23 protein-coding genes are annotated in these 21700 nt (G+C 39.0%); 15 read left to right on the top strand and 8 right to left on the bottom strand.

Annotated elements, in window-relative coordinates; translation table 11 throughout:
* The first annotated feature begins 55 nt into the window (after window positions 1-55).
* The 6 genes from N782_RS13470 (at window position 56) to N782_RS13440 (ending at window position 4712) form a co-directional block, all read left to right on the top strand.
* Window positions 56-730 (top strand): SOS response-associated peptidase, encoded by a 675-nt coding sequence (locus N782_RS13470; RefSeq protein WP_036821003.1) that lies wholly within the window; start codon window positions 56-58, stop codon window positions 728-730.
* Window positions 731-1126: 396 nt separating this feature from the next.
* Window positions 1127-1663: an RNA polymerase sigma factor gene (locus tag N782_RS13460; RefSeq protein WP_338048261.1), complete on the top strand. Its 537-nt coding sequence runs from the start codon at window positions 1127-1129 to the stop codon at window positions 1661-1663.
* Window positions 1663-2118: an anti-sigma factor family protein gene (locus N782_RS13455; protein ID WP_036820999.1), complete on the top strand. Its 456-nt coding sequence runs from the start codon at window positions 1663-1665 to the stop codon at window positions 2116-2118. Before N782_RS13460 ends, N782_RS13455 begins: the two co-directional genes overlap by 1 nt.
* On the top strand, window positions 2111-3214 hold the full coding sequence (locus N782_RS13450; RefSeq protein WP_036820996.1) for a DUF6677 family protein: 1104 nt from the start codon (window positions 2111-2113) through the stop codon (window positions 3212-3214). The genes N782_RS13455 and N782_RS13450 overlap by 8 nt, the downstream gene beginning before the upstream one ends.
* Window positions 3211-4134 carry a LiaI-LiaF-like domain-containing protein gene (locus N782_RS13445; RefSeq protein WP_036820993.1) on the top strand — a complete coding sequence of 308 codons (924 nt, stop codon included), beginning with the start codon at window positions 3211-3213 and terminating at the stop codon, window positions 4132-4134. Before N782_RS13450 ends, N782_RS13445 begins: the two co-directional genes overlap by 4 nt.
* A gap of 128 nt (window positions 4135-4262) precedes the next feature.
* The gene (locus N782_RS13440) at window positions 4263-4712 is read left to right on the top strand and encodes a hypothetical protein (protein ID WP_036820990.1); all 450 of its coding nucleotides are present in this window, start codon (window positions 4263-4265) and stop codon (window positions 4710-4712) included.
* Between the two features lie 351 nt (window positions 4713-5063).
* Here N782_RS13440 and N782_RS13435 read toward each other — a convergent pair whose 3' ends face one another.
* The 4 genes from N782_RS13435 to N782_RS13420 all read right to left on the bottom strand — a co-directional run bounded on the left by N782_RS13435 (window position 5064) and on the right by N782_RS13420 (window position 9075).
* Entirely contained in the window at window positions 5064-5801 is a 738-nt protein-coding gene (locus tag N782_RS13435) for an amino acid ABC transporter ATP-binding protein (RefSeq protein ID WP_036820988.1), read from the bottom strand.
* A 16-nt stretch (window positions 5802-5817) separates the two neighbouring features.
* Window positions 5818-6522, bottom strand: a complete 705-nt coding sequence (locus N782_RS13430) for an amino acid ABC transporter permease (protein ID WP_036820986.1) — start codon at window positions 6520-6522, stop codon at window positions 5818-5820.
* A complete protein-coding gene (locus tag N782_RS13425; RefSeq protein ID WP_036820984.1) occupies window positions 6506-7375 on the bottom strand; it encodes an amino acid ABC transporter substrate-binding protein in 870 nt (289 codons plus the stop codon). The genes N782_RS13430 and N782_RS13425 overlap by 17 nt, the downstream gene beginning before the upstream one ends.
* A 302-nt stretch (window positions 7376-7677) precedes the next feature.
* A complete protein-coding gene (locus tag N782_RS13420; RefSeq protein ID WP_052111344.1) occupies window positions 7678-9075 on the bottom strand; it encodes an alanine/glycine:cation symporter family protein in 1398 nt (465 codons plus the stop codon).
* Window positions 9076-9291: 216 nt separating this feature from the next.
* Between N782_RS13420 and N782_RS13415 the strand changes: the two genes are divergently transcribed.
* The 3 genes from N782_RS13415 to N782_RS13405 are packed head-to-tail and all read left to right on the top strand — an operon-like array spanning window position 9292 to window position 10915.
* On the top strand, window positions 9292-9762 hold the full coding sequence (locus tag N782_RS13415) for a low molecular weight protein-tyrosine-phosphatase (RefSeq protein ID WP_036820981.1): 471 nt from the start codon (window positions 9292-9294) through the stop codon (window positions 9760-9762).
* A gap of 13 nt (window positions 9763-9775) precedes the next feature.
* Window positions 9776-10081 (top strand): hypothetical protein, encoded by a 306-nt coding sequence (locus tag N782_RS20770; protein ID WP_052111339.1) that lies wholly within the window; start codon window positions 9776-9778, stop codon window positions 10079-10081.
* Window positions 10082-10099: 18 nt separating this feature from the next.
* Window positions 10100-10915 (top strand): YihY/virulence factor BrkB family protein, encoded by an 816-nt coding sequence (locus N782_RS13405; protein WP_036820978.1) that lies wholly within the window; start codon window positions 10100-10102, stop codon window positions 10913-10915.
* 352 nt (window positions 10916-11267) lie between these two features.
* On the opposite strand, the gene N782_RS13400 is transcribed toward N782_RS13405, so the two are convergent.
* The 3 genes from N782_RS13400 to N782_RS13390 form a co-directional block, all read right to left on the bottom strand.
* The gene (locus tag N782_RS13400; protein ID WP_036820976.1) at window positions 11268-11561 is read right to left on the bottom strand and encodes a hypothetical protein; all 294 of its coding nucleotides are present in this window, start codon (window positions 11559-11561) and stop codon (window positions 11268-11270) included.
* A gap of 143 nt (window positions 11562-11704) precedes the next feature.
* Window positions 11705-13633, bottom strand: coding sequence for a heavy metal translocating P-type ATPase (locus tag N782_RS13395; protein ID WP_036820973.1), 1929 nt, complete (start codon window positions 13631-13633; stop codon window positions 11705-11707).
* A gap of 222 nt (window positions 13634-13855) precedes the next feature.
* A complete protein-coding gene (locus N782_RS13390) occupies window positions 13856-15040 on the bottom strand; it encodes an MFS transporter (RefSeq protein ID WP_036820969.1) in 1185 nt (394 codons plus the stop codon).
* Window positions 15041-15332: 292 nt separating this feature from the next.
* Between N782_RS13390 and N782_RS13385 the strand changes: the two genes are divergently transcribed.
* Both N782_RS13385 and N782_RS13380 read left to right on the top strand, forming a co-directional pair.
* Window positions 15333-15734 carry an OsmC family protein gene (locus N782_RS13385; protein ID WP_036820966.1) on the top strand — a complete coding sequence of 134 codons (402 nt, stop codon included), beginning with the start codon at window positions 15333-15335 and terminating at the stop codon, window positions 15732-15734.
* 107 nt (window positions 15735-15841) lie between these two features.
* Window positions 15842-16645 carry a YfkD famly protein gene (locus N782_RS13380; protein ID WP_036820963.1) on the top strand — a complete coding sequence of 268 codons (804 nt, stop codon included), beginning with the start codon at window positions 15842-15844 and terminating at the stop codon, window positions 16643-16645.
* A 60-nt stretch (window positions 16646-16705) separates the two neighbouring features.
* Here N782_RS13380 and N782_RS13375 read toward each other — a convergent pair whose 3' ends face one another.
* Window positions 16706-17605: a mechanosensitive ion channel family protein gene (locus N782_RS13375; RefSeq protein ID WP_036820961.1), complete on the bottom strand. Its 900-nt coding sequence runs from the start codon at window positions 17603-17605 to the stop codon at window positions 16706-16708.
* Window positions 17606-17773: 168 nt separating this feature from the next.
* On the opposite strand from N782_RS13375, the gene N782_RS21840 reads away from it, so the two are divergent.
* From N782_RS21840 to N782_RS13365, 4 genes are all read left to right on the top strand, one after another.
* Window positions 17774-17923, top strand: a complete 150-nt coding sequence (locus N782_RS21840) for an SE1561 family protein (RefSeq protein WP_202595697.1) — start codon at window positions 17774-17776, stop codon at window positions 17921-17923.
* A 977-nt stretch (window positions 17924-18900) separates the two neighbouring features.
* Entirely contained in the window at window positions 18901-19962 is a 1062-nt protein-coding gene (locus N782_RS13370) for an AimR family lysis-lysogeny pheromone receptor (RefSeq protein WP_036820958.1), read from the top strand.
* Window positions 19962-20120 carry a hypothetical protein gene (locus N782_RS21570; RefSeq protein ID WP_161783113.1) on the top strand — a complete coding sequence of 53 codons (159 nt, stop codon included), beginning with the start codon at window positions 19962-19964 and terminating at the stop codon, window positions 20118-20120. The genes N782_RS13370 and N782_RS21570 overlap by 1 nt, the downstream gene beginning before the upstream one ends.
* Window positions 20121-20290: 170 nt before the next feature.
* The gene (locus N782_RS13365; RefSeq protein ID WP_036820955.1) at window positions 20291-21607 is read left to right on the top strand and encodes a Na+/H+ antiporter family protein; all 1317 of its coding nucleotides are present in this window, start codon (window positions 20291-20293) and stop codon (window positions 21605-21607) included.
* Window positions 21608-21700: the final 93 nt, after the last annotated feature.

Below are 21700 nucleotides of genomic sequence, written 5' to 3'. Positions count from 1 at the left end.
GATTGGGATAAGCTGTTAGAATGGATTGTCCATTAGCTGAAAGGAGTAAAGGGATATGTGTGGAAGGTTTACCCTATTAGCAGAAGAACTAGAAATACTGAAATCATATGGAATTGAACACAGGTTAGAAGAGTACACACCAAGGTACAACATTGCTCCAGGCCAACAGGTGATGTCGATTATTAACGATGGGGAGAACAATAGAGCTGGTTATCTAACATGGGGACTTGTTCCGTTTTGGGCAAAGGATCCATCGATAGGATATAAGATGATTAACGCACGCTCTGAATCCGCCCACGAGAAACCGAGCTTCAAACGATTATTGCAACGAAAGCGCTGCCTTATTATCGCTGATAGTTTTTACGAATGGCAGAAATCAGATTCAGGGAAACAACCCCTTCGCATCTCCAAAGAGGACCGACCTTTCTTTGCCTTTGCAGGGTTATGGGACCGTTGGAAAACAGACGATAGGGAGCTAGTGACTTGTACGATTCTCACGAAAGAGGCAAATGAATTCATGGAGCCCATTCATAAACGCATGCCCATTATTTTGCCTCAAGAAGACGAAGCCTGGTGGATGCAACACGAAGAGCGTGACCCCAATGAGGTGCACGATTACCTTCAATCACTACAAGTACCAAACTTACAAGCTTATCCGGTCAGTACATATGTAAACAACGCCCGTCATGAAGGTCCGGATTGTATAAAATCGATAGAAGGAGAGAACTGAGTCCTGAGGGGCTCAGTTTTTTTGCTATTATTGGGATGAACGGACATGGACGGGAGGGGAAAATGGGTCGGTCGCTCCTATTTTGGAAAAGTTGCTCCTAAATCTGAATTCTCGCTCCAAATATTAAAAAGTCGCTCCTATATTCAGAAACTTGCTCCAAAAATCGAAAACTCGCTCCAGCCCCCATGTCTACCTCTATCCCAAATTATCTCGAATCCAAGTCTTCCACATAATGCGTCTTTAATAGAATAAGTAAAAAAAGCACTCTACTTGTGTCTGAAATTAGGTAATATAATAGATGGATATTTTCTACAAAAAAATTCTAAAATTGTGTAGGGATAAGGAAGTTACGTGCGTCTATTAGGTGTGAGTGTTTGATGGAAGGAGGGGAGAGCTATTCAAGATGATCGGTTAATTGAAAAGGTGAAGCAGGGGAATCAGCAAGCTTTGCGGATGATTATTGAACGATACAAAGGGTACTTGTTTAAAATTATTTACAATGTTGTTCGAGATGAAACAGAAGCAGAGGATCTAACACAAGAAACGTTCATAAAAATGGTCGACGCTCTCCCTGACTATGAAGCAAAAGGTTTCAAAACGTGGCTCAGCCGCATTGCTTATCATAAAGCAATTGATGCGAAACGAAAGAGGAATAGACGGCATGAAGAGCTAACAGAAGGGTTTGAATGGCAATCTACTCCTTCAGATAGTGCGGAGGATGATTGGCTGCAGCAACAAAAGCAGAATAAAGTTGTGGGATCCATCCAAAAGCTTCCTCAAGGGTATCGAGGTGTCGTTCATGCTTACTACATAGAAGGTAAATCCTATTCTATCATTGCCCATGAACAGTGTTTGGCAGAGAAAACAGTGGAGATGCGTTTGTATCGAGCTCGTAAATGGATGAAAAACAATTGGGAGGAGGATGAGTTTTAATGAATCATGTTACTGAAGAGGTCATTCAACTTTATATAAATGGACAGCTCCAAGAGCAAGAACACCTACAATTGGAAGCTCACTTTGAACATTGTGATACGTGTTTTGATATGTATTTAGAGCAAATGGATGCAGCTGACACAGCTTCTCCCCTATCAGAAAAGTTTACAGACGATACAATTAAGACGATTATCCATCAACATCCGACTTTCCAGCCACCATCCAAAACATTTAGTGCTCAACCTTCAGCCAAAAGGAATACGTTCCTCCACTATGTAGTAGCTGCTGGGTTTACCATTCTCCTTATGATGTCTGGAGTGTTTCAGTATATGACAGATTCTTTTAATCAAGACGGAATAAAGAAAGGCCCATCATTTTCTGGGCAGTTGATGGAAAAGACGGGGGCATTATTAGATCAATTAACGTTCGCAGAGGAGGGGAATGAGAATGAATAAATCACCTATTTTAGCATTTTTTCTTGCGTTGATTCCTGGGTTTGGTCATATGTATTTCGGAAGAAAAATCAAGGGTGTTTTATATAGTTTAGCTTTTTTTGGTCCTTTATTTTTAGGATTAGTTATTTTAGTGGCAGGGCCTTTTGTGCCATTTGAAGTGAAACTATTACTAGTATTTTGGGTATTTTTTGTATGGGTGGTTAATGTGATTGATATGGTCATCACACTTCTCATGACACGTGGCCAATCAAAGGTTACACAAGGAGAGCCAATCGTAGATGAATCGGTCGTAGGTAAGCAAAACGAACAAAACGAGAGGTTCTTTACGATCCTTCTATCGTTTATTCCTGGCGTGGGTCACTTCCATTTAGGATTAAATCAACGTGGACTTACGTTTCTAACAGGTTTTATTGGCCTCGCCATGATGGTTTTCTTTGTAAGTGTCATAACAGGGACTGGTGGGTTTCTTGTCTTCTTATTAGCACTGCCTGTTATTTGGATTTACGGACTGTTTGATGTGATTCAATTGCTGAATCAGAAGGACCGGGGTGAAATGCTTGAGGACCGTACGATTATGGAAGATCTTGACCGCCATCGAGGCAATGAACGAAAAAGTAAGGTATTAGCGACGATATTAGGAATTTTTCCAGGAGCGGGCCATATGTATATGGGATTACAGCGTAGAGGCTTACAGTTAATGGGCGGATTTTTACTATCAATCTATGTGCTAGATGTATTACGGCTGTCTATCTTCTTATTTTTTATTCCTATCATTTGGTTTTTTAGCTTTTTTGATACCTTACAACAAGCTGGGAAAATGGAGGAAGAAGAGCTTGAGGATGTTCCGATTGTAAAACATGTCATGAATCACCAGCGCTGGATAGGGGTTATTTTAATCTTGTTAGGTCTGTTTTATATGGTAGACTCCATCTTTATGCCTGCATTGGCTGCTGAATTGAGAACACTGTTGAATGTAGATATACGCTACTATTATGAACAATATTTCCAAATGATTATCGTGTGCTTCCTCTTTATTGGTGGAGGAATCAAGCTACTAATGGGTTCGAAGTCAAAAAAAGAGGAGCATGATCTATGAGAAGATGGAGAGTCGGTACAATATCGATGGGAGCAACGTTAATGTTATTAGGAGTTGTCCTCATGTGCTCCCAGCTGTTCGATTGGGAGGTTTCTTCTCTAGCATTTACCTGGTGGCCAGCCATTTTAATTGTATTAGGGGTGGAGGTGCTTGTTTATATTTTCACCTCAAAGCAAGAAAAGCCTGTTGTTCATTATGATTTTCTGTCTATAGTGTTTATAGGCTTCTTGGGAACTATCGGTATCGGATTGTTTCTTATGTCGTCCGTTGGTCTTGTAGATGAAGTGAAAGGGGCTATCCATAGTGAAACAACACAGGGAGCTCTTCCAAAGGTCGAGCAGCAAGTAACGAGCAATGTGAATAAAATTGTCGTGCAAGCTGGTCACAATGATGTGGAGCTTACAACGAATACGTCAGATTCCATTCATTTATTCGGATCATTTGAATCAAGCTTTCTAAAAAAAGGTGAATTAGAGGCGGAGGATATTGTACAGGTTACTAATGCTGGAAACACGATGTACATTCAGTTATTACAAGGGCCAAAACGAAATGGAATACAATACGAACATACTCGTTTTCATCGCACCCTCTCCTTGCCAGTTGATATTCCTGTAGAAGTTCAACAACCCCCAAATGATTTGTCCGTTTCCATTGATACGTTAGAAGCGGATTGGGAGATTGAACATACATCACAAGCAGTGGTAGACCTCGGTGAAAGTGTAAATGCGTCGGTTAGAGTAGAAAGTTTTAATGAACAAGTAGGTTGGGACGTGCAATGGGATAAGGAAAAGCAAATTGAGGCTGATCAATCAGAACAGACGTTATATTATAAAGAGAAGCAATATGGAGATGGAGAGCATACGATACAATTCAACGAAGTAGATCGCTTTACCATTGAGCAAGTAGGGACTCGTAAGTAAAAGCTAGTTACTGGCTGGTGCAATCTAGTTGATCAAACGTTTGATCAATTACTTGCATGATGAAATAAGGGTTGATACTTAATAAATAATCACTCATATTATTAAGAAAGTATGCATGGGGGGTGCTAGTGATAAGAATATTGTTTTTATCTTTGTTTCTTATTATTGTGATAGGTCCCTCCGTTCAGGCATTAACTTGGGCTTATCCGTTTGTTGTTTGGGAAGGCAAAGTGTACGAAGTGAAAGAAGACCAACTGATCGATGAAAACGAGATAGGGGATAAGATAGGGAAAGTAGAGACAAAACCTGATGATACGTCTGGTAATTATTACGGCAATGCTTCCAATCATTATCCAATTGGTACAAACTATTATAAAATAAAAGGAATATCTACTTCTGATGCGATTGCTATCAAGGATGACAATAAATGGGTAAAGGCTACCTATGTTCATAGAGCACCATTCCACATTATGAATGTACTTACGAATGGTTACTTTATAGCTGCCATTGTAGTGATGGTAGTTATCGTAATCGGTATCCCATTCCTACCACGTAAAACGAGTGATGCGTCTAACTAATAGAAAAAGCAAAATCCCCTCGTCTAAGCGAATAGACGAGGGGATTTTTAAAAGCATAAGGACTTGAGCTTTTGCCACGTCCAGCTCCAGCGCCTACCCCCTCGGGGTCTTAAGCAAATCCTCTCTGTGGCAAAAATCGCCACGACGAGGCTTTGCTTAAGCCTGTCGGGGGTGAGCAAGGCGCTTGCGCTTTTCTTGCCACGTCCAGCTCCAGCGCCCAGCGACTAGCAAACTTCCTGCACCTCCTTACGATAAGTCAACATCGGATCGCTTACGCTCTCCGTGTTTCCTTTATCTCATACGGAGCCGTCTAGTTTGTACGTCGCTAAACGGGCGCTTGCGCTTTTGATTTTACTCACTCAATAAGTTCAAAAATTGGCGTGTGCGTTCTTCTTTAGGGGTTGTGAAGATATGATCTGGATGGCCTCGTTCGATAACTTGACCTTGGTCCATGAATAGCACTTCATCGGCTACCTCTTTGGCGAAGCTCATTTCGTGGGTTACGACGACCATTGTCATGCCTTCATGGGCAAGTTCTTTCATAACACGCAGTACTTCGCCAACAAGTTCTGGGTCTAGGGCGGAGGTGGGTTCATCAAATAACATTACCTCAGGGTCAATAGCTAGGGCTCGAGCAATTCCTACTCGTTGTTGCTGTCCTCCTGAGAGTTGATGAGGATAGTAGTCAATTTTATCTCCGAGTCCAACTTTTTCTAGTAGCTGGATGCCTTTTTCCTTTGCTTTTTCCTTATTAACCTTTTGGACAGTGACAGGTCCTTCGATCACATTTTGTAAAGCAGTCATGTGAGGGAATAGGTTGTAGGTTTGAAACACCATGCCTGTTTGTTTACGTAACGTTTGTATATCCTTTTTGGATACTTTTTCTTCAAAGTTTAAATCGGTTTGGTTGATAGAAACATTCCCTTTTGTCGGGGTCTCAAGAACATTCAAACAACGGAGTAATGTCGTTTTTCCAGAACCAGATGGCCCGATGACGACAATTACCTTTCCTTTTTCTACGTTCAGGTCAATGCCATCTAAGACCACTAAGTTGCCGAATTGTTTGTGCAAATTTTGAATGGATAGCATACACAAGCTCCTAACTTTAACTAACGTAGCGGTTTAGTTTATTCTCAATTTGGTCTTGTACGAGTGATAATAAGAAGCATATCATCCAATAGATGAAAGCTGCTTCTGTGTACAAGAGAAGCGGTTCATAGGTGTTCGCTACAATTTCTTGGGCTTTACGGAACATTTCAGCTACTAAAATAGTGGAAGCTAAAGAAGTATCTTTTACTAAGCTAATGAACGAGTTTGATAATGGCGGAATGGAAACTCGAGTCGCTTGCGGTAAAATAATACGCTTCAAGGACTGTCCATAAGACATTCCAATGGACTGTGAAGCTTCCCATTGACCTTTAGGAATAGAAAGAATAGCCGCCCTGATGATTTCTGATGCATAAGCACCTGTGTTCAAAGAAAATCCAATGATAGCAGCTGGGAATGGATCTAATTTAATGCCTACAGATGTTAAGCCAAAGAATATAATAAATAATTGTACGAGTAGCGGCGTTCCTCGAATGATGGATATATAGACCCTTGCAATCCCACTGAGCAGTTTAACACCTGATATCCGAAATAAAGCAGTCGTAATGGCTAAAATGATTCCGATGACAAACGAGATAAGTGTCATCGGAATGGAATAGAAGAGAGCTCCTTTCAATAAAGGAAGAAAGGAACTCTGTGCAATATCAATATAACGGTCTGCATCAAATACTGCAGAATACAACATGTTATTTAGTAGAAACATCTTCGCCAAACCATTCTTTAGAAATTTCGGATAGTGTACCGTCTTCCTTCATTTCTTTAAGGGCGCCATTAACTGCTTCCACTAATTTATCATTCCCTTTACGGAACATCATTGCGCTCTCAGAAGCTTCATCCTGACGATCTACAATTTCAACTTGTGCGTTATCGCCTTTTTCTTTAATAAAGTCTAAAACAGACAGACGATCATTCACGGTTGCGTCTGCACGACCAGATGCAAGTAACTGCATAGCAGGGTTAAATCCTTCAACACCTGTTACTTCTGCACCGTATTCTTTCGCGATATCAGCGAAGTTACTTGTTAACGATTGGGCTGCTGTTGCACCTTCTAAATCCTCAAAGCTAGTGATGTTGTCATTGCCTTTTTTAGCAACAAGTACGGCAGTGGAAATGGTATAAGGTGTAGAAAAGTCGTATTTCTCTTCACGTTCAGGCTTAATACCAACCTGGTTGGCAATCATATCAAATCGCTTGGAGTTAAGTCCGGCAAACATGGAATCCCATTTCGTTTCCATGAACTTCACTTCAAGATCGAGGCGTTTACCTACTTCACGTGCGACTTCCACATCATAACCCGTAAGTTTATCGTTTTCGTCGTGGAATGTGTATGGAGGATATGTTCCTTCTGTTCCTACACGAAGCACGCCTTCTTCTTTAATTTGTTCATATAAGTTCTGATCCGAATTAGAATTAGTGCTTTCTTCTGATGTACCTTCTTCTTTATTTTCATTATCGCCATTTGAAGCTTGGTCAGCGCTGTCTTGATTACTAGTACCGCACGCAGCAATAACCATAGCTAGTAGAGTAAATGAGATGATGGATAAAAATTTCTTCATGTTGAAGACCTCCCTGTGATGTTTAATCCCAACTATTCGTATAGGGATTATTTTGTTTGATGATACATATCATACCTTGCTCAAGATAGGTGTGTCAATTTAATCACTCATAATTTTTTATACTATTTTTAGGATATGTTTTAATAGAAAAGTTACTCGGTAAAAATGAAAACTCCCTCGCTGTGCAATGGCACAAGGAGGGAGTTTCACATGTGAAATTTTTGATTGAAGAGGTTTGAAACCAAACCACGTCGTTTGGGTAGCAGCATATACGTCGCTAAGCGGGCGCCCTGAGCTTTTCTTTAAGCTTGATAACTGTTCGATGCTTCTGCTTGTTTCTCTTCTTTCATTACTTTCATGAAACGTTTTGTTTCGGCTACGACGACTCCGGATAGACCGAGGAGTCCGATTAAGTTAGGGAAGGCCATTAGGCCATTCATTACGTCGGCGAATGCCCATGCGAGAGCTAACTTGGAGATACCTCCGATAAAGACGAAGCCTACGAAAAGGATTCTATAAAACGTAATAAAGCGTTGATTGGTTAGGTAGCCAAAGCATTTTTCACCATAGTACGACCAACCAATAATCGTTGAGAATGCGAAAAAGACAAGGCCGATTGTTACAATCATAGAGCCGGCGTTACCTAAGAAGACACCAAAGGATTCAGCTGTTAAATCGGAATCTACAATATCGGTTGTGTATTTTCCGCCCATTACAATGGTAAGTCCTGTGATCGTACAAACTAGAAGGGTATCTAGGAATACCTGTGTCATGGATACAAGAGCTTGTCTGCCTGGATAATCTGTTTTCGCGGCAGCTGCAGCGATTGGTGCTGAGCCAAGTCCGGCTTCGTTCGAGAATACACCACGTGCAACCCCCCAACGAATAACTGTACCAATGGCACCACCAGCAACTGCATTTCCTGTAAAGGCATCCGTGAAAATCATGCCAAATGCAGAACCAATTGAATCAATATTAAGGAAGATAATAATAAGGCCAGCGATAATGTAAAACACAGCCATAATAGGAACGAAGAAAGATGTTACGCGTCCTATGCTTTTAATTCCACCAATAATTACAAGTGATATTAGGGATACTAGTATAATTGCCGTTGCAATCTTAGGGATGTTAAAGGAAGCTTGTAAAGAGCTGGTTACGGCATTGGCCTGAACCATGTTTCCGATACCAAAAGCGGCTCCTGCTCCAAAGAATGCGAATAGTACACCTAGCCATTTGGATTTTAAGCCTTTTTCTAAATAATACATCGGTCCACCAGAAATGCGGCCATTTGCATCCGTGGTTCGATATTTTACAGCTAAAATGGCTTCTGCATACTTTGTAGCCATACCAAATAATGCGGTAATCCACATCCAAAATACAGCACCAGGACCACCTGCGAGTACGGCTGAAGCAACACCGACGATGTTCCCTGTTCCAATCGTTGCTGCAAGAGCAGTTGTTAACGATTCATAGTGGGATATATCCCCTTTGGATTTCTTATCTTGTTTGGAAGGGCTAAACGCAAGCTTTAATGCGTACGGTAATGTACGTAATTGCAAAAAGCCAAGACGGATGGTTAAGTAAACACCAGTACCGACTAAAAGGATGAGTAAAGGCATTCCCCAAACGACACCACTTAGCCATTCAAGTGATGTTAGTAATGCTGACTTATCTTCTTCAATAATGAATCCCTCCTTCATTTTTTGATATATATAAATATTCTGAAAAATAACAAGAAATGTCAAGACTATTTCAAAAATCGACAATAGAAATTATATTGGTGTTATTTTCATCATTAAAGTGTGTGGGTTTATTCACACATATATGGGGAAAGAACAATAAAGATATGTATATAGCTATGTGTTTAAGGGATTGTTTACTATAATATAGTTGAATCTAAAAGTGAAGGTGATATTATGATTCGAGTGTTATTTGTATGCTTAGGCAACATTTGCCGGTCCCCGATGGCAGAAGCAACAATGAGGGATCGCATTGAAAAGGCTGGATTATCTGACCAAATTGAAGTAGATTCAGCTGGTACAGGTGATTACCACGAAGGGAAACCACCTCATGCAGAAACAAGAGGTATTTTAGGGAAAGCTGATATTTCATATGAAGGAATGCGTGCCCGTCAAGTGGAAGAGGGAGATTGGGAGAAATTTGACTATCTCATCCCAATGGATCGTAAAAATCTGCGTGATTTAAAAGCGTTTGAAGTAGCTCATGACGATATTAAAGTCGTTAAATTTATGGACTATGTTGCAAGCAGTGAAAGCGAAGATGTACCTGACCCTTACTTTTCTGGCAACTTTGACGAAGTATATGAATTAATTACAGAAGGCTGCGATACATTACTAGAAGATATAAAACAAGATCATGGATTATAAGGAGGAGAATACAATGGGACAAAATAAATTAATGACAGGTGTTGCATTAGGAGCGCTTGCAGGTGCCATACTAACTATGTTTGATAAAACGACACGTGAGCAAACCGGGGAATGTCTAAAGAACATGGGAACCCAAACAAAAGGGTACATTTCCAATCCAACTCAGGCTATCCACGATTTTCGTAGCCAATATGAAAGAGCGACAAACACGTTAAATCAGCGTACGAATGATATTGTATCTTTTCTTGATCAAATGGAAGGATATTTAGATAAAGTAGAAGAGCAAGCTGAAGGCGATCAAGATAAACTGGAAGCGTAGAAGCAAGGTGGGGTTTCGTTGCAAAAGGCTATTCAATTTGGGAAAGAACTTATTGGACGCTTTACAGAGCATGAAGTGGCAGGGCTCGCAGCACAACTAGCCTACTTCTTTCTGTTAGCGATCTTTCCATTTATGATTTTCTTAGTGGCTTTAATGGGGTATCTTCCCATTTCTTTAGATAGCTTGAAAGCTACGTTGGATAGATATGCACCGGAAGCAGCACTAGAGCTTATTACCAATAATCTAGAAGCGAAGAATGGTAGCCTGTTATCCGTCGGTATTATTGGTACCTTGATTTCTGCTTCTAATGGAATTAATGCCATCATGCGAGCTTTTAACAGGGCGTATGAAGTAGGGGAAGATCGTTCTTTTTTAAAAAATCGATTTATTGCTATCGTTTTAACAATTGCAATGCTCATCGTTATTGTTGTCGCCTTGTTGTTACCTGTGTTCGGGAAAGCGATTGGGTTGTATGTTTTTACATGGTTCGGAGTCTCTGAGCGATTTTTAGCTATTTGGGATGCGCTACGCTGGGTTATATCTTCAGGAATCTTAATACTTGTATTGCTATCGTTATACATTTTAGCACCGAATCACCATGTAAATATAAAACAAGCCCTAGCAGGTTCTGTATTTGCAACGTTGTTTTGGCAATTAGCATCGCTAGGATTTTCCTATTATGTTAGCTTAAGCGCCCAAGCCTATTCTACTACGTACGGGAGTCTTGGGGGAATCATCATTTTAATGCTTTGGTTTTACCTGTCTGGGATGATTATTATTATCGGCGGGGAAATCAACGCAATGCTGAGAGACCGTAAAGCATTTAAACCATAGTATGTATGAAAAGATATGGCAGTGGCTAACGGTACATAACACATAGTGATGCGGGAAACCTAATGGTGAATCCATTAAGGGAGGAAACAACCGTATGAGTAACAATAAACGTAATAATAAGCACAGTCACGATAAGAAGCAAAAAAATAATAATGATAAATCTAAGCATAAAACAAGTGGTTCAGCTAATAAGAAAAACGATTTTCATTAAGGATATCCCCTGAGGTAGTGGAGCACCGAATTGTAGCCCAATTCGGTGCTCCACTTTTTTATACTATATCGGGCAAAGGTTGGGATAACCTTTAATAAGTTTAGTGGCCACGTCCAGCTCCAGCGCTTTTGGATCGTGAAATTAATTAGAAATAATTTCCTCATCCGTAATGACTCCGTTTGGAGAAGTCCATACTCGATAAGTCGTAGTTCCTTTTTTAACTTCCAAAACGTATTCCCTCACAGGCTCGCCCCATTGACCTAACCTATTTATGCTAACGATGGAGTTGATCTCAGGGTTACTGTCTAATACTTCCTGTTTAACATTCGAAAACCCTATATTTTTAATCAACGTAATACTTAAATACCCCACTATGAATAGAGATATCGATGCTAGGATGATATTCCTGAAAAGTTTTTTGTTTAATGTATTCAATACGAAAATCTCCTTTATAACTGCAACTGATTCTAATACGATAACTTCATTGTAAGCTCAAATAAAAGAGTAGTTCAATCTAAGGTACAAATTTGTTTTTGTACGCTTCAAACTGAACTACTCTGTATAGAGCTATTGGAAGGTTACCTTAATAAACGCAGCCCATTCAGTATTACTAAAATCGTACTTCCTTCATGACCAACAACACCTAAGGGAAGGTTTAGCATTTGTAAGAAGTTCGAAATAATAAGTAGCATAATAACTCCAATGGAAAAGATAACGTTCTGTTTAACGATTCGATTCATCTTCGTGGAAAGCTTGATGGCATTGGCGATTTTAGGTAGTTCGTTTTTCATTAATACGATGTCTGCCGTTTCTAGCGCTACATCAGTTCCTTCTCCCATTGCTATTCCTACGTTTGCAGTAGCCAGGGCAGGTGCGTCATTAATACCGTCTCCTACCATTGCTACATTCTCAAATGATTCCCTTAACAGTTTCACTTGCTCCACTTTATCTTCTGGTAAGCATTCTGCAATATAGTGATTGATTCCGCATTCTTTTGCGATTGCTTGTGCTGTCGTGTCATGATCTCCAGTTAGCATGACTGTATAAACGCCTGATTCACGTAACGATTGGATCGCATCTTTTGTTTCTTTTCTTATTTGATCCTTGAGTGCTATCAAACCTACAACTCCACTGTCATCTGCAATGAAGGTTAGCGTTTTGCCTTCAGCGGCCAATGTTTCTGCAATACCACCATCAAATTGGAAAGCTTCTTCTTTTCCTACGAACTCAGCATTTCCTATCTTCCAATGTTTATCGTTTACTTTTGCTGTTACCCCACTACCGGCTATGTTTGTCATATCATAGACTTCTATATGTTGCTGTACATTGTGGCTTTCTCCATAACGTACAATCGCTTGTGCGAGTGGGTGGTTTGATTCCCGTTCTATTGCGGTAAAGATTGCGAGAAGTTCGTTTTCATCCTCGCTAAAATGTGTATTTGTCACTTCCGGTGTTCCATTTGTAAGTGTTCCGGTCTTATCAAATGCAATGGCTTGAAGGTGGGATAAATTCTCTAAGTGGACACCACCTTTAAATAAGATGCCGTGTCGTGCTCCATTTGAAATAGCAGATAATGTTGCTGGCATAATCGATGCAACTAACGCACAAGGAGATGCTACCACTAGTAAAATCATTGCTCGATAAATAGTGTCTTGCCATCCCCATCCAAATGCAAAATGAGGAACGAACATCATTAAGCCAACGACTAGTAACACCACTTTCACATACGTACCTTCGAAGCGTTCAATAAATAGCTGGGAAGGGGATTTCTCGCTTTGAGCAGATTGAACGAGCTGTACAATCTTTTGAAATAGTGTCTCATTGGCAGGTTTTGTGATTTTCACTGTAATACTTCCATTAATATTCACAGTACCTGCGAAAACTTCACTTCCCAGTTCCTTAGATACTGGTACGGATTCACCTGTTATGGCAGCTTCATCAAGAGAGGTTTTCCCTTTAATGATTTCTCCATCTGATGGAACCCGTTCTCCAGCTTTTACGAGAATATGATCCCCAATGGATAATTCTGATACGTGAACAAGCTCTTCTTTTCCATCCTTTAATAGGAGAGCTTCTTCAGGTTGCAGATCCATTAACGAAGATAATTCCTTTTGACTTTTATTCATCGTGTACGTTTCTAGCGCTCCACTCATTGCAAAAATAAAGATTAGAATTGCACCCTCGGTCCAGTACCCAATAGCAGCAGAACCGATAGCCGCAAAAATCATGAGCATTTCCACATTCAAATCTCTATCTTCAATCGTTTCCTCGATGCCTTCTTTGGCTTTAGCAAATCCACCAATAATAAAGGCAAGCACGTATAGCGTAATGCTGGTGGGTTCACTTACGATGTTATTGGTTAGCCAAGCAACTAAAATGAGAACTCCACTAAAGAGGGCAGCAATTAGTTCTGCGTGTTCTTTGATATAGGAGATCGATTTATTAGAACGATTTGTAGATGTTGTAGCTGTGGGGGATGATTGCATTGCTTTTGCTTCTGAAGCCAATTTTCTCAACTCCTTGTTTTTAATTGAGAATGAAAACCTTTTTCAATTACATTATATTTAGATTAAAAACCTGTTTTGGCAGTGCATTCTCAATGAAAATGATTCTTAATTAGAATTATTTTAAATTAGTATGTGTTTTTAATAATAGCATGATATGCCGTAAAGTCAAGAGTATCGATGAAGGTATTTGAAACTAAATAAGAGCCTATCTCAAGACACGGATTACTGTGTTGGAGATAGGCTCTTCTGGTTATAGGAACTAGTTTCTTTCTTTAGAAGTATTGGAATGACAAGAATAATAAGCATAGTGGTAATAACATGGAAAAAAGATGCATTAGGGAACAAATCAATATACACTCCGCCTAAGTAAGGCCCAATGATACTGCCCACACTGAAGGATATCCCGCACATGATATTTCCTGCTGGCAATAATGACTTTGGCAAAATATCTGTCATGTAAGAGATGCCTAGGGAGAAGATGGATCCTACGAATATTCCCGCTAATGTGAATAGGGTTATAAGCCAAGCTACCGACTGCTCGTAAAAAGACGCCAGCCCGAAACATACGATACCTGCTAACATTACTGCGACTAACACTTTTTTACGACCAATTCGATCACTTAGAATGCCAAGTGGCAGTTGTGAAATTAAACTACCTGCAGCGAATGTAGGGATAATAAGCGATAATGTATCGACATCGTGGCCAATTCTCATACCATAGACTGGGAAATTACCGTGTAGAGTAGCTTCTAAAAATCCATAGCCTAAAGGCGGGAGGAACGCTACCCATGCATATTGCCATGCTTTGGCAAATCGTTTAAAGGAGTTGGAGGACGTTGAATATTCCTCATCTTCCTCTGGTATCTCATTTCGAACCCAGAACATAAGGGACCACACAATTACACTAAAGGCAGCTGATAGCAAGAATGGAATCGACACATGAATGGAAACCAGTCGAGTCATTAAAGGACCTAGTGTAAATCCTAGTCCAAAAAACACACCATATAAGGCAATGTTACGTCCGCGATTGTGCTCTGGTGACGTTGAGGTGATCCATGTTTGCGTACCAAAGTGGAGCATATGGTCTCCAATGCCAATCGTTACGCGTAGCATGAACCAAAACCATAATGATTCCCAAAAAGGGAATAAGAAGAGAGAGAGAAACACAAGTGCTCCCCCTAGCATGATCATAGGTTTATAGCCAATTCTTCTTATAGGTTTCTCCATGAAGGGAGAAGCAATCAATACACCAATATATAAGCCTGTTGCATGCAATCCATTAATGGAAGATGAAATTCCACTTTGTTCTAGGATTACTGCAATTAAAGGTAAAAGCATTCCTTGAGTAAATCCAGAGATGGTAACTAATAATATTAAAACGCTGAAGCGAAAGTTTTTTCGAAGCATAACAAAACCTCATCCTGTCGATAGTATCCAAGGATAATGCTACTAAGGGATTACATAAATAGCAAGGATGGCCTTTTTCGGTGCCAGACCCCCACTGCGTTAACGCACTACTGTAGTGGGGGTCTGGCACCGCTTAGCCAGGTATGAACAAGGCGCTTGCACTTTTATTTTTTCTTATGTCATAGTAAGGAAATAGACTTTACATAAGATAAGGCGTTATGTGTGGAGGTATTTCGGTTACATTATATATATAAGAACCTCATGCATAAAGATTATAGAAGGAGTGAATAACATGGCAGAATTACAATTTCATTTAAAGCACGATGGAATTCGTACATCAACGGATTATGGAGCATTAAATATATCCTCTGATGAAGAGCAAGGATTTAGACCATTTCAACTAATGGTTTCCTCGATTGCAGGATGTAGTTTATCTGTGTTTCGCAAGATCCTAGATAAGCAGCGCATAGAATATGAAGATATTAACGTGAAGGCGGAAGTAACACGGAATGAGGATGAAGCGAATCGAATCGAAAAAATTCACCTTCATTATGTTATTAAAGGGAAGCACCTGGACGAGGATAAAATGTATAAAAACCTAGAGACCTCCCAGAAAAACTGTTCCATGGTTCAGTCTGTTAAGGATAGTATTGAGATAGAAGAAACATTAGAATGCATTGAACTAAGCTTTTAATAGAAAATAATGAAAGAACCTTATTCTCTTTTTAGAGGATAAGGTTTTTTATGCATAACATCTTGCCCTGACGAAAACACTAAGCAAAAAAGAAAGGGCTGTGAAACATGAAAACATACATCAAGTCATTCGTCATCGTGCTATGTATTTTATTCACTATAACACCTGTGCTAGTAAATGCTGAGGACGTGAAAGAGGATAAATCATCAGGTAAGGGCAAGGTTCCAAGTCATGTATTAAATATCTCTAAGGAAAATACTTATCCTAATTCTACTCAAGATCAAACAGTACTAGAGCCTAGCGATCTCACTCGTGAATTGTTAGAGGAATCAGAGGTCACCATCAATAACCCAGAATTAATGAAGATGTTAAATGAAACGAGCTTAAAACCGTCACCTGTAGCTATTGGTTATAGAGGCATGGTTTATATGGGGCACTGGCCGTTAAATTATGAAACAAAAGAGACGAGTATCAATTGGCAGTATCAAAAGATAAATCAAAACCAACTGAACAATATGGGTGGTAATGAAACGAAGAAATTAAGCTATAATCAAGAAGAAGAGAAGCATGTAAAGGGAGGATTAACCGCTAAGATAGACAATGCTGATGATATTAAGAAAATGATGCTCCTAAAAGCACAAGATAACACAGAGCTTCCTCTAGCGTTCCATACTGTATTCGGTCAAGGAACAAAGAAAGCAAATTCATATGGAATTCCTCCTAAGAAAATCGGAACTCTTGAAGCATTTGCTCCAGCTGTAAATGAAAAAGGTACGGTAACTTTCGGTGAAGTGTATTTAGAACTAAAAGGATCTAAGAAAAACATCGTCGTAAAGAATGTGACGAAGCAGGGGATTGGAGCATGGATTCCGATTCAGGATCACGTATCTTATAACTTTAGAATTCAATAATGTAAAAAAAGAGCTTGGATTCAAGCTCTTTTTTGTGGATTAAAATAAAGTGTATTAAAGTTATGCTTCTTCTTGATGATCAGTGTTTTCCGTCTTATTAAGCTGCTGATAAGGAAGGTCAACATGCTGAAGGGACATTCTTACATCATTATCAAACATAGCTTCTGCAATGATGCGCTTCGTTTCTTTGGAAGCGGTCCAATATACTAGATCTTCCGTGAGACCAATAATGGTGTATTCGTACCCTTTATGGTCATGATTTAGAGAAGTCATACCATATACCTGGAAAGGTTGGATAGGATTATCGGTTAAATCCTTTTTCAAATATTGGCCTAATTCTTCGTTGAGTGTCTCACATGTTTCTTCTAATAGGCTGAATATCCTCTTAGGATCTTCATTGAAGCTAACTGTTACCTTTTCAATGACACGCATATGGTCAATGTTGTAGTTTTCTATGGAAGTCACTAGACCATTGCTTACAGTTAATAGTTTTCCACTCCACTCACGTAGCTTCAAAAAACGAAGGCCGATGTCTTCCACTGTACCATGGAACGTCTCATTAATCGTAATGAAGTCACCTTTATGTAGCTGTTTTTCGTAAAGGAAGAACACACCTGATAACAGGTCGCGAATTAAACTTTGAGCACCAAAGCCTAAAATAATCCCAATCACACCAGCACCAGCTAGGACGCTTCCAACATTTACTCCAATTTGCATAAGCGCAAATACAATAAAGCCGATGGTAGCAGCATAAGAGATGAGTGAATTAATCATCGCCTCTAACGTTTCTTCTTTTCGTTCTTCAATAAAATGAGTCTTCTTGAAAAAAGAACGAATCGAACGACGGATAATTAGTATGCTTATGTATAAAATAATGGCAACCGTAATAATTTGCACAACTGGGTTTGAGAAAAATTCTGCAACATTTTCCCACCAGCCAAAACTATTGAAAAAATCCATGACACTTTATCCTCCTAATACGCAATTCATAGCCCTCATTATAGCATGTACGTTTTCTTACCTCTATAAACTCGAATGGTGATAGACAAAACCATGCTTTTCTACTACGATTATATGGGCGCAGAAAACTCGAGGATATACGAACTAAACAGATAAAGGGAGTTAATTATGAGCAACCAAGCAAAAATTGAAGAATTAAAACTTCGACTCTCTTCATTCATGTCACGCATCGATGAAATGGACCCAGAGGAAACATCTGTAGAAGATGTGGATAAACTTATTTCTATGCTTGAAGAATTGGAAGAGGAATGTAAGTAATAAAGAAGGTGTTAGCGAATCTAGTAGCTAACACCTTTTTATATTGGCTTTGTTAGTCTTAGTTGAACCTCCCTTAAATCATTGCTACCTTCGGGGAAATACACCCTCAGGTGATTTCGCCCACCTCTTTTTCCTGCGGGAGTCTTGCTGTTTCCCATCCAACTCTGCTGATATGTTGTTAACGGAATCGGCATTACATAGGAATCCTTTTTTGACGGACATTTAATCTCTTATTTTCTGTAAAAACCCTCTTTTGGAGAGGCTGACGGACATCTAGTATCTTAATTGTGAAAAAACACACTACATTAAGGTGATTTAGGCTAAATAGCGTACTGGATGTCCGTTACGAATGCAAAATAGCCTTCAAATCGAAGAATAAGAAACTATATGTCCGCGTAGCATCACTTTGTGTCCTAAACCATTCTTCTCTTCGTGGATACCACTATTCAGAAAACGTCCCATACTAACCTGGTCATGTTTCCGTACCTCCCAATACAAGGCCGCCTTTATGCTGATTAAGTGTCACGGAAACTCCAAATGCTAAATATATCTCCAATCCAAGTCTTCAAGGTTATGATGCTTATATCAACAACACATTAACAGCCTTTATATTAGGAAAGGTGTCAAAAGGCTCATTTACTATCGAGCGTTGATTGTATGGGGACATAGAACTAGAAGTGGAGAGAATCCCCCAATTGCTCATTAATTAACAAACAGTAGAAGAGAAAGATATAGAAATAGAAAAATCAACTATTTTATGAAAAATAGGAAAAAAACATGATAGAATTTCTTCATTTTACAATATTTGAATGGAAAAATGATTCATTTTATATTAACATGAACTATAAGATGGTCATTCAGTTGTATTGACGAAGACCAAATCTAAGCGTTAATACCTGATAGGGTACAAACATCCTAGACAATAGGTGTCTTGTTACACATAAGAACTAATCTTCTATATAAGGGGATCATACACAATGACTCAAGAAGAAAAAAAGTCTCATGCATTTTCTTCTGAACAATTGGAAACGGTTTATAGCATGATTGGCTCAAACGAACCTTCCCTATTTTCTGTTTTACAGCAACTATCGAAGAAATATGACGAAGAAACTAAACTACAGTTAACGAAAGAATTTTGCTTACAGTGCCATTCTGATGAGAACTCTAGGGTAGGTATGGAATTCTTGTATATGAATGGGCTATACACAGAGCTAAAAACATTAATTGATAAGAACACTTTATCAACTAATAGTTTGAATAAAGAACTAGCCGATATTTACTCATTCATGTTGAATCGTAGAGTGAATAAAGAAGGAGATTTACTCAAGTTTACAAAGGATTATTCCTTCAACGTTCAAGATCCTACTGTAGAATGCTTGATTATATTTATGAAAATTTATGGCTACTTCCAGAGACTAGAATATGAGAGATTTGAAGAGTTTCAAGAAGAGCTTACAGAAAGATTATTAAACATAGATAATACTCTATTAAGAATATATTTTCAGATTAGGGAAAATGAGTTGCTTTTTTTATTTCATTGGAAAAAAGGACAGGTCAAAATTGCTAGAAGATATGGTCTTAGTATTCTAGAGAATACATTAAATCAAGAAAAGAAATGTGATATGTTAGTAGATTTAGGATTAACATATCTATTTGAGGATTACCAAAAAACAATGGATTATATAAAAACTGCTGAAGAAATAGCTACTAGCTATCAACTTAATTATTATATAAAAGGTATTAATAATAAAGTTATCCCTTTTGTTTGTGCTTTTCATGGTAAAACAGAGGGAGTAAAAACTGAAGATACTGCTGAAAAGGCTCACTTGTTAATTAAAAGTGGTGATATTGAAAAAGGGATATCTATACTAGAAACACTAGAAAATAAGACACCTTTTCAAGAGTATTACTTAGGTATAGCTACTAATGATATAGATTTATTAAAAAGATCATATCATAGATTTTTAAATGAACAGAATGACTATTTCTTTGCCCAATTACCTAAACACCACATCGAAAAAAGGGAGGTGAAGTTGTAATGAAAAAAATAATAATGTTAGCAACTGCTATTTTGCTGTCAATCGGTTTGACTTTTGCTCAGGATAATAAAGACATTCAAGTTAATGATAGCTATGCTAAAGTAAGTGATAATCAAATTGAGTTAATGTATGATCCAAACATCACTGTTGTTGGTTAATCGGAAAGGTGTCCATCGGGGCACCTTTTTTGTTTTCTCAAAAAATTGGTATTTACATTGCGTGAAAAATAGGGTTGATTTTTTCACCCACCTCCTTTATCATATTAAATCGTTAACGAAATAATACGATAACGTAATAATAGATTTAGATATAAGGGAGGTTGGTGAGTATGTTAGCCTGGGCTGTTGTTGTGTCTGTTCTAGTTATGGCAGTGCTTAGCTTGCTTCGTGTGAACGTGGTGATTGCGTTGTTGGCTGCTGGTATGACTGGTGGATTGATGACAGGGTTATCCCTTACCGATACAGTTGAAATGATAGTAAAAGGCATGGGTGGACAAGCAAGTACGGCATTAAGTTATGTACTGTTAGGTGCGTTTGCTGTGACGATTGCTTATTCTGGTATTACGAAAATTTTGGTTCGAAATTTGGTTTCTGTTCTGAAGGGGAAGGGCACTTTCCTTTTATTTGTGATTGCAGGTGTTGCTTCGTTATCTCAGAACGTTATTCCAGTCCATATTGCGTTTATTCCAATTTTGATTCCGCCATTATTAAAATTATTTGATGATATGAACCTAGACCGTCGTGGAGTTGCTTCTGCACTGACATTTGGCTTGAAGGCTCCATATTTGACGATTCCTGTAGGTTTTGGACTTATGTTTCATAAAACAATTCGAGATGCCATGAATTCAAGTGGAGCTAGTATTGGGCTTGATCAAATCGCTCAAGCTATGATTCTTCCGGGCATTGGTATGGTTGTTGGTTTAATTATTGCCATTTTATTCACGTACCGTAAGCCAAGAGATCCTAAAGCTATGCCTAGTGACTATCAAGCGGAGGTAGCGGCGACTAGTGAGGAGGAAACAGAGTCATTTGGCGTGCGTCATGCACTCACGTTAGTGGCTATTGTCCTTGCATTAGTAGTACAACTTGTAACAGATAATTTGATTCTTGGTGCCTTGACGGGATTAGTTGCCATGTTTGCGTTTTATGTTGTTCCATTTCGAAAAGGAGATCAAGTTATCTCAGATGGAATTAGCATGATGGGGACAATTGCGTTTGTAATGCTTATCTCATCAGGTTATGCTAATGTGCTAAAAGAAACAGGCGCTGTAGATGCTCTTGTACAGCAGACGTCAGGAGCAATAGGCGATAATCATTACATTATTTCCTTTGTGCTGCTTCTTGTTGGCTTGCTGATTACAATGGGGATTGGCTCTTCCTTTGGTACGATTCCAATTTTAGCTGCATTATATGTGCCTATTTGTATGTCTGTTGGCTTTTCACCTATCGCGACAGCGGTTCTGATTGGTACAGCAGGAGCATTAGGGGACGCTGGTTCTCCTGCATCTGATAGTACACTTGGTCCGACGTCGGGTTTGAATGCTGATGGTAAGCATAACCATATATGGGATACATGCGTACCGACATTTATCCACTTCAACATTCCACTATTTATCTTTGGCTGGATTGCTGCAAATATGTTTTAAATTTTTTAACTGTCATCTTTTTTGATGGCAGTTTTTTACTGTTTGGCTATGTTAAAGTTTGGTGTTGATTTTGGAATCAATTAATCTAAATAG

Origin of the sequence: Pontibacillus yanchengensis Y32, from assembly GCF_000770635.1 — a bacterium.
Lineage (GTDB): Bacteria > Bacillota > Bacilli > Bacillales > BH030062 > Pontibacillus > Pontibacillus yanchengensis.
Note: the sequence above shows the minus strand (reverse complement) of the source record. Positions and strands in the feature narration are given on the sequence as shown.

Coding starts and splice junctions, on each gene's coding strand:
- N782_RS13455 (WP_036820999.1), top strand. CDS start 1,663: ATGAATCATGTTACTGAAGAGGTCATTCAACTTTATATAAATGGACAG.
- N782_RS13385 (WP_036820966.1), top strand. CDS start 15,333: ATGGCAGAATTACAATTTCATTTAAAGCACGATGGAATTCGTACATCA.
- N782_RS13370 (WP_036820958.1), top strand. CDS start 18,901: ATGACTCAAGAAGAAAAAAAGTCTCATGCATTTTCTTCTGAACAATTG.
- N782_RS20770 (WP_052111339.1), top strand. CDS start 9,776: ATGGGACAAAATAAATTAATGACAGGTGTTGCATTAGGAGCGCTTGCA.
- N782_RS13430 (WP_036820986.1), bottom strand. CDS start 6,522: ATGTTTCTACTAAATAACATGTTGTATTCTGCAGTATTTGATGCAGAC.
- N782_RS13390 (WP_036820969.1), bottom strand. CDS start 15,040: ATGCTTCGAAAAAACTTTCGCTTCAGCGTTTTAATATTATTAGTTACC.
- N782_RS13415 (WP_036820981.1), top strand. CDS start 9,292: ATGATTCGAGTGTTATTTGTATGCTTAGGCAACATTTGCCGGTCCCCG.
- N782_RS13445 (WP_036820993.1), top strand. CDS start 3,211: ATGAGAAGATGGAGAGTCGGTACAATATCGATGGGAGCAACGTTAATG.
- N782_RS13375 (WP_036820961.1), bottom strand. CDS start 17,605: ATGGATTTTTTCAATAGTTTTGGCTGGTGGGAAAATGTTGCAGAATTT.
- N782_RS13420 (WP_052111344.1), bottom strand. CDS start 9,075: ATGAAGGAGGGATTCATTATTGAAGAAGATAAGTCAGCATTACTAACA.
- N782_RS13380 (WP_036820963.1), top strand. CDS start 15,842: ATGAAAACATACATCAAGTCATTCGTCATCGTGCTATGTATTTTATTC.
- N782_RS13470 (WP_036821003.1), top strand. CDS start 56: ATGTGTGGAAGGTTTACCCTATTAGCAGAAGAACTAGAAATACTGAAA.
- N782_RS13435 (WP_036820988.1), bottom strand. CDS start 5,801: ATGCTATCCATTCAAAATTTGCACAAACAATTCGGCAACTTAGTGGTC.
- N782_RS21570 (WP_161783113.1), top strand. CDS start 19,962: ATGAAAAAAATAATAATGTTAGCAACTGCTATTTTGCTGTCAATCGGT.
- N782_RS13450 (WP_036820996.1), top strand. CDS start 2,111: ATGAATAAATCACCTATTTTAGCATTTTTTCTTGCGTTGATTCCTGGG.
- N782_RS13425 (WP_036820984.1), bottom strand. CDS start 7,375: ATGAAGAAATTTTTATCCATCATCTCATTTACTCTACTAGCTATGGTT.
- N782_RS13365 (WP_036820955.1), top strand. CDS start 20,291: ATGTTAGCCTGGGCTGTTGTTGTGTCTGTTCTAGTTATGGCAGTGCTT.
- N782_RS21840 (WP_202595697.1), top strand. CDS start 17,774: ATGAGCAACCAAGCAAAAATTGAAGAATTAAAACTTCGACTCTCTTCA.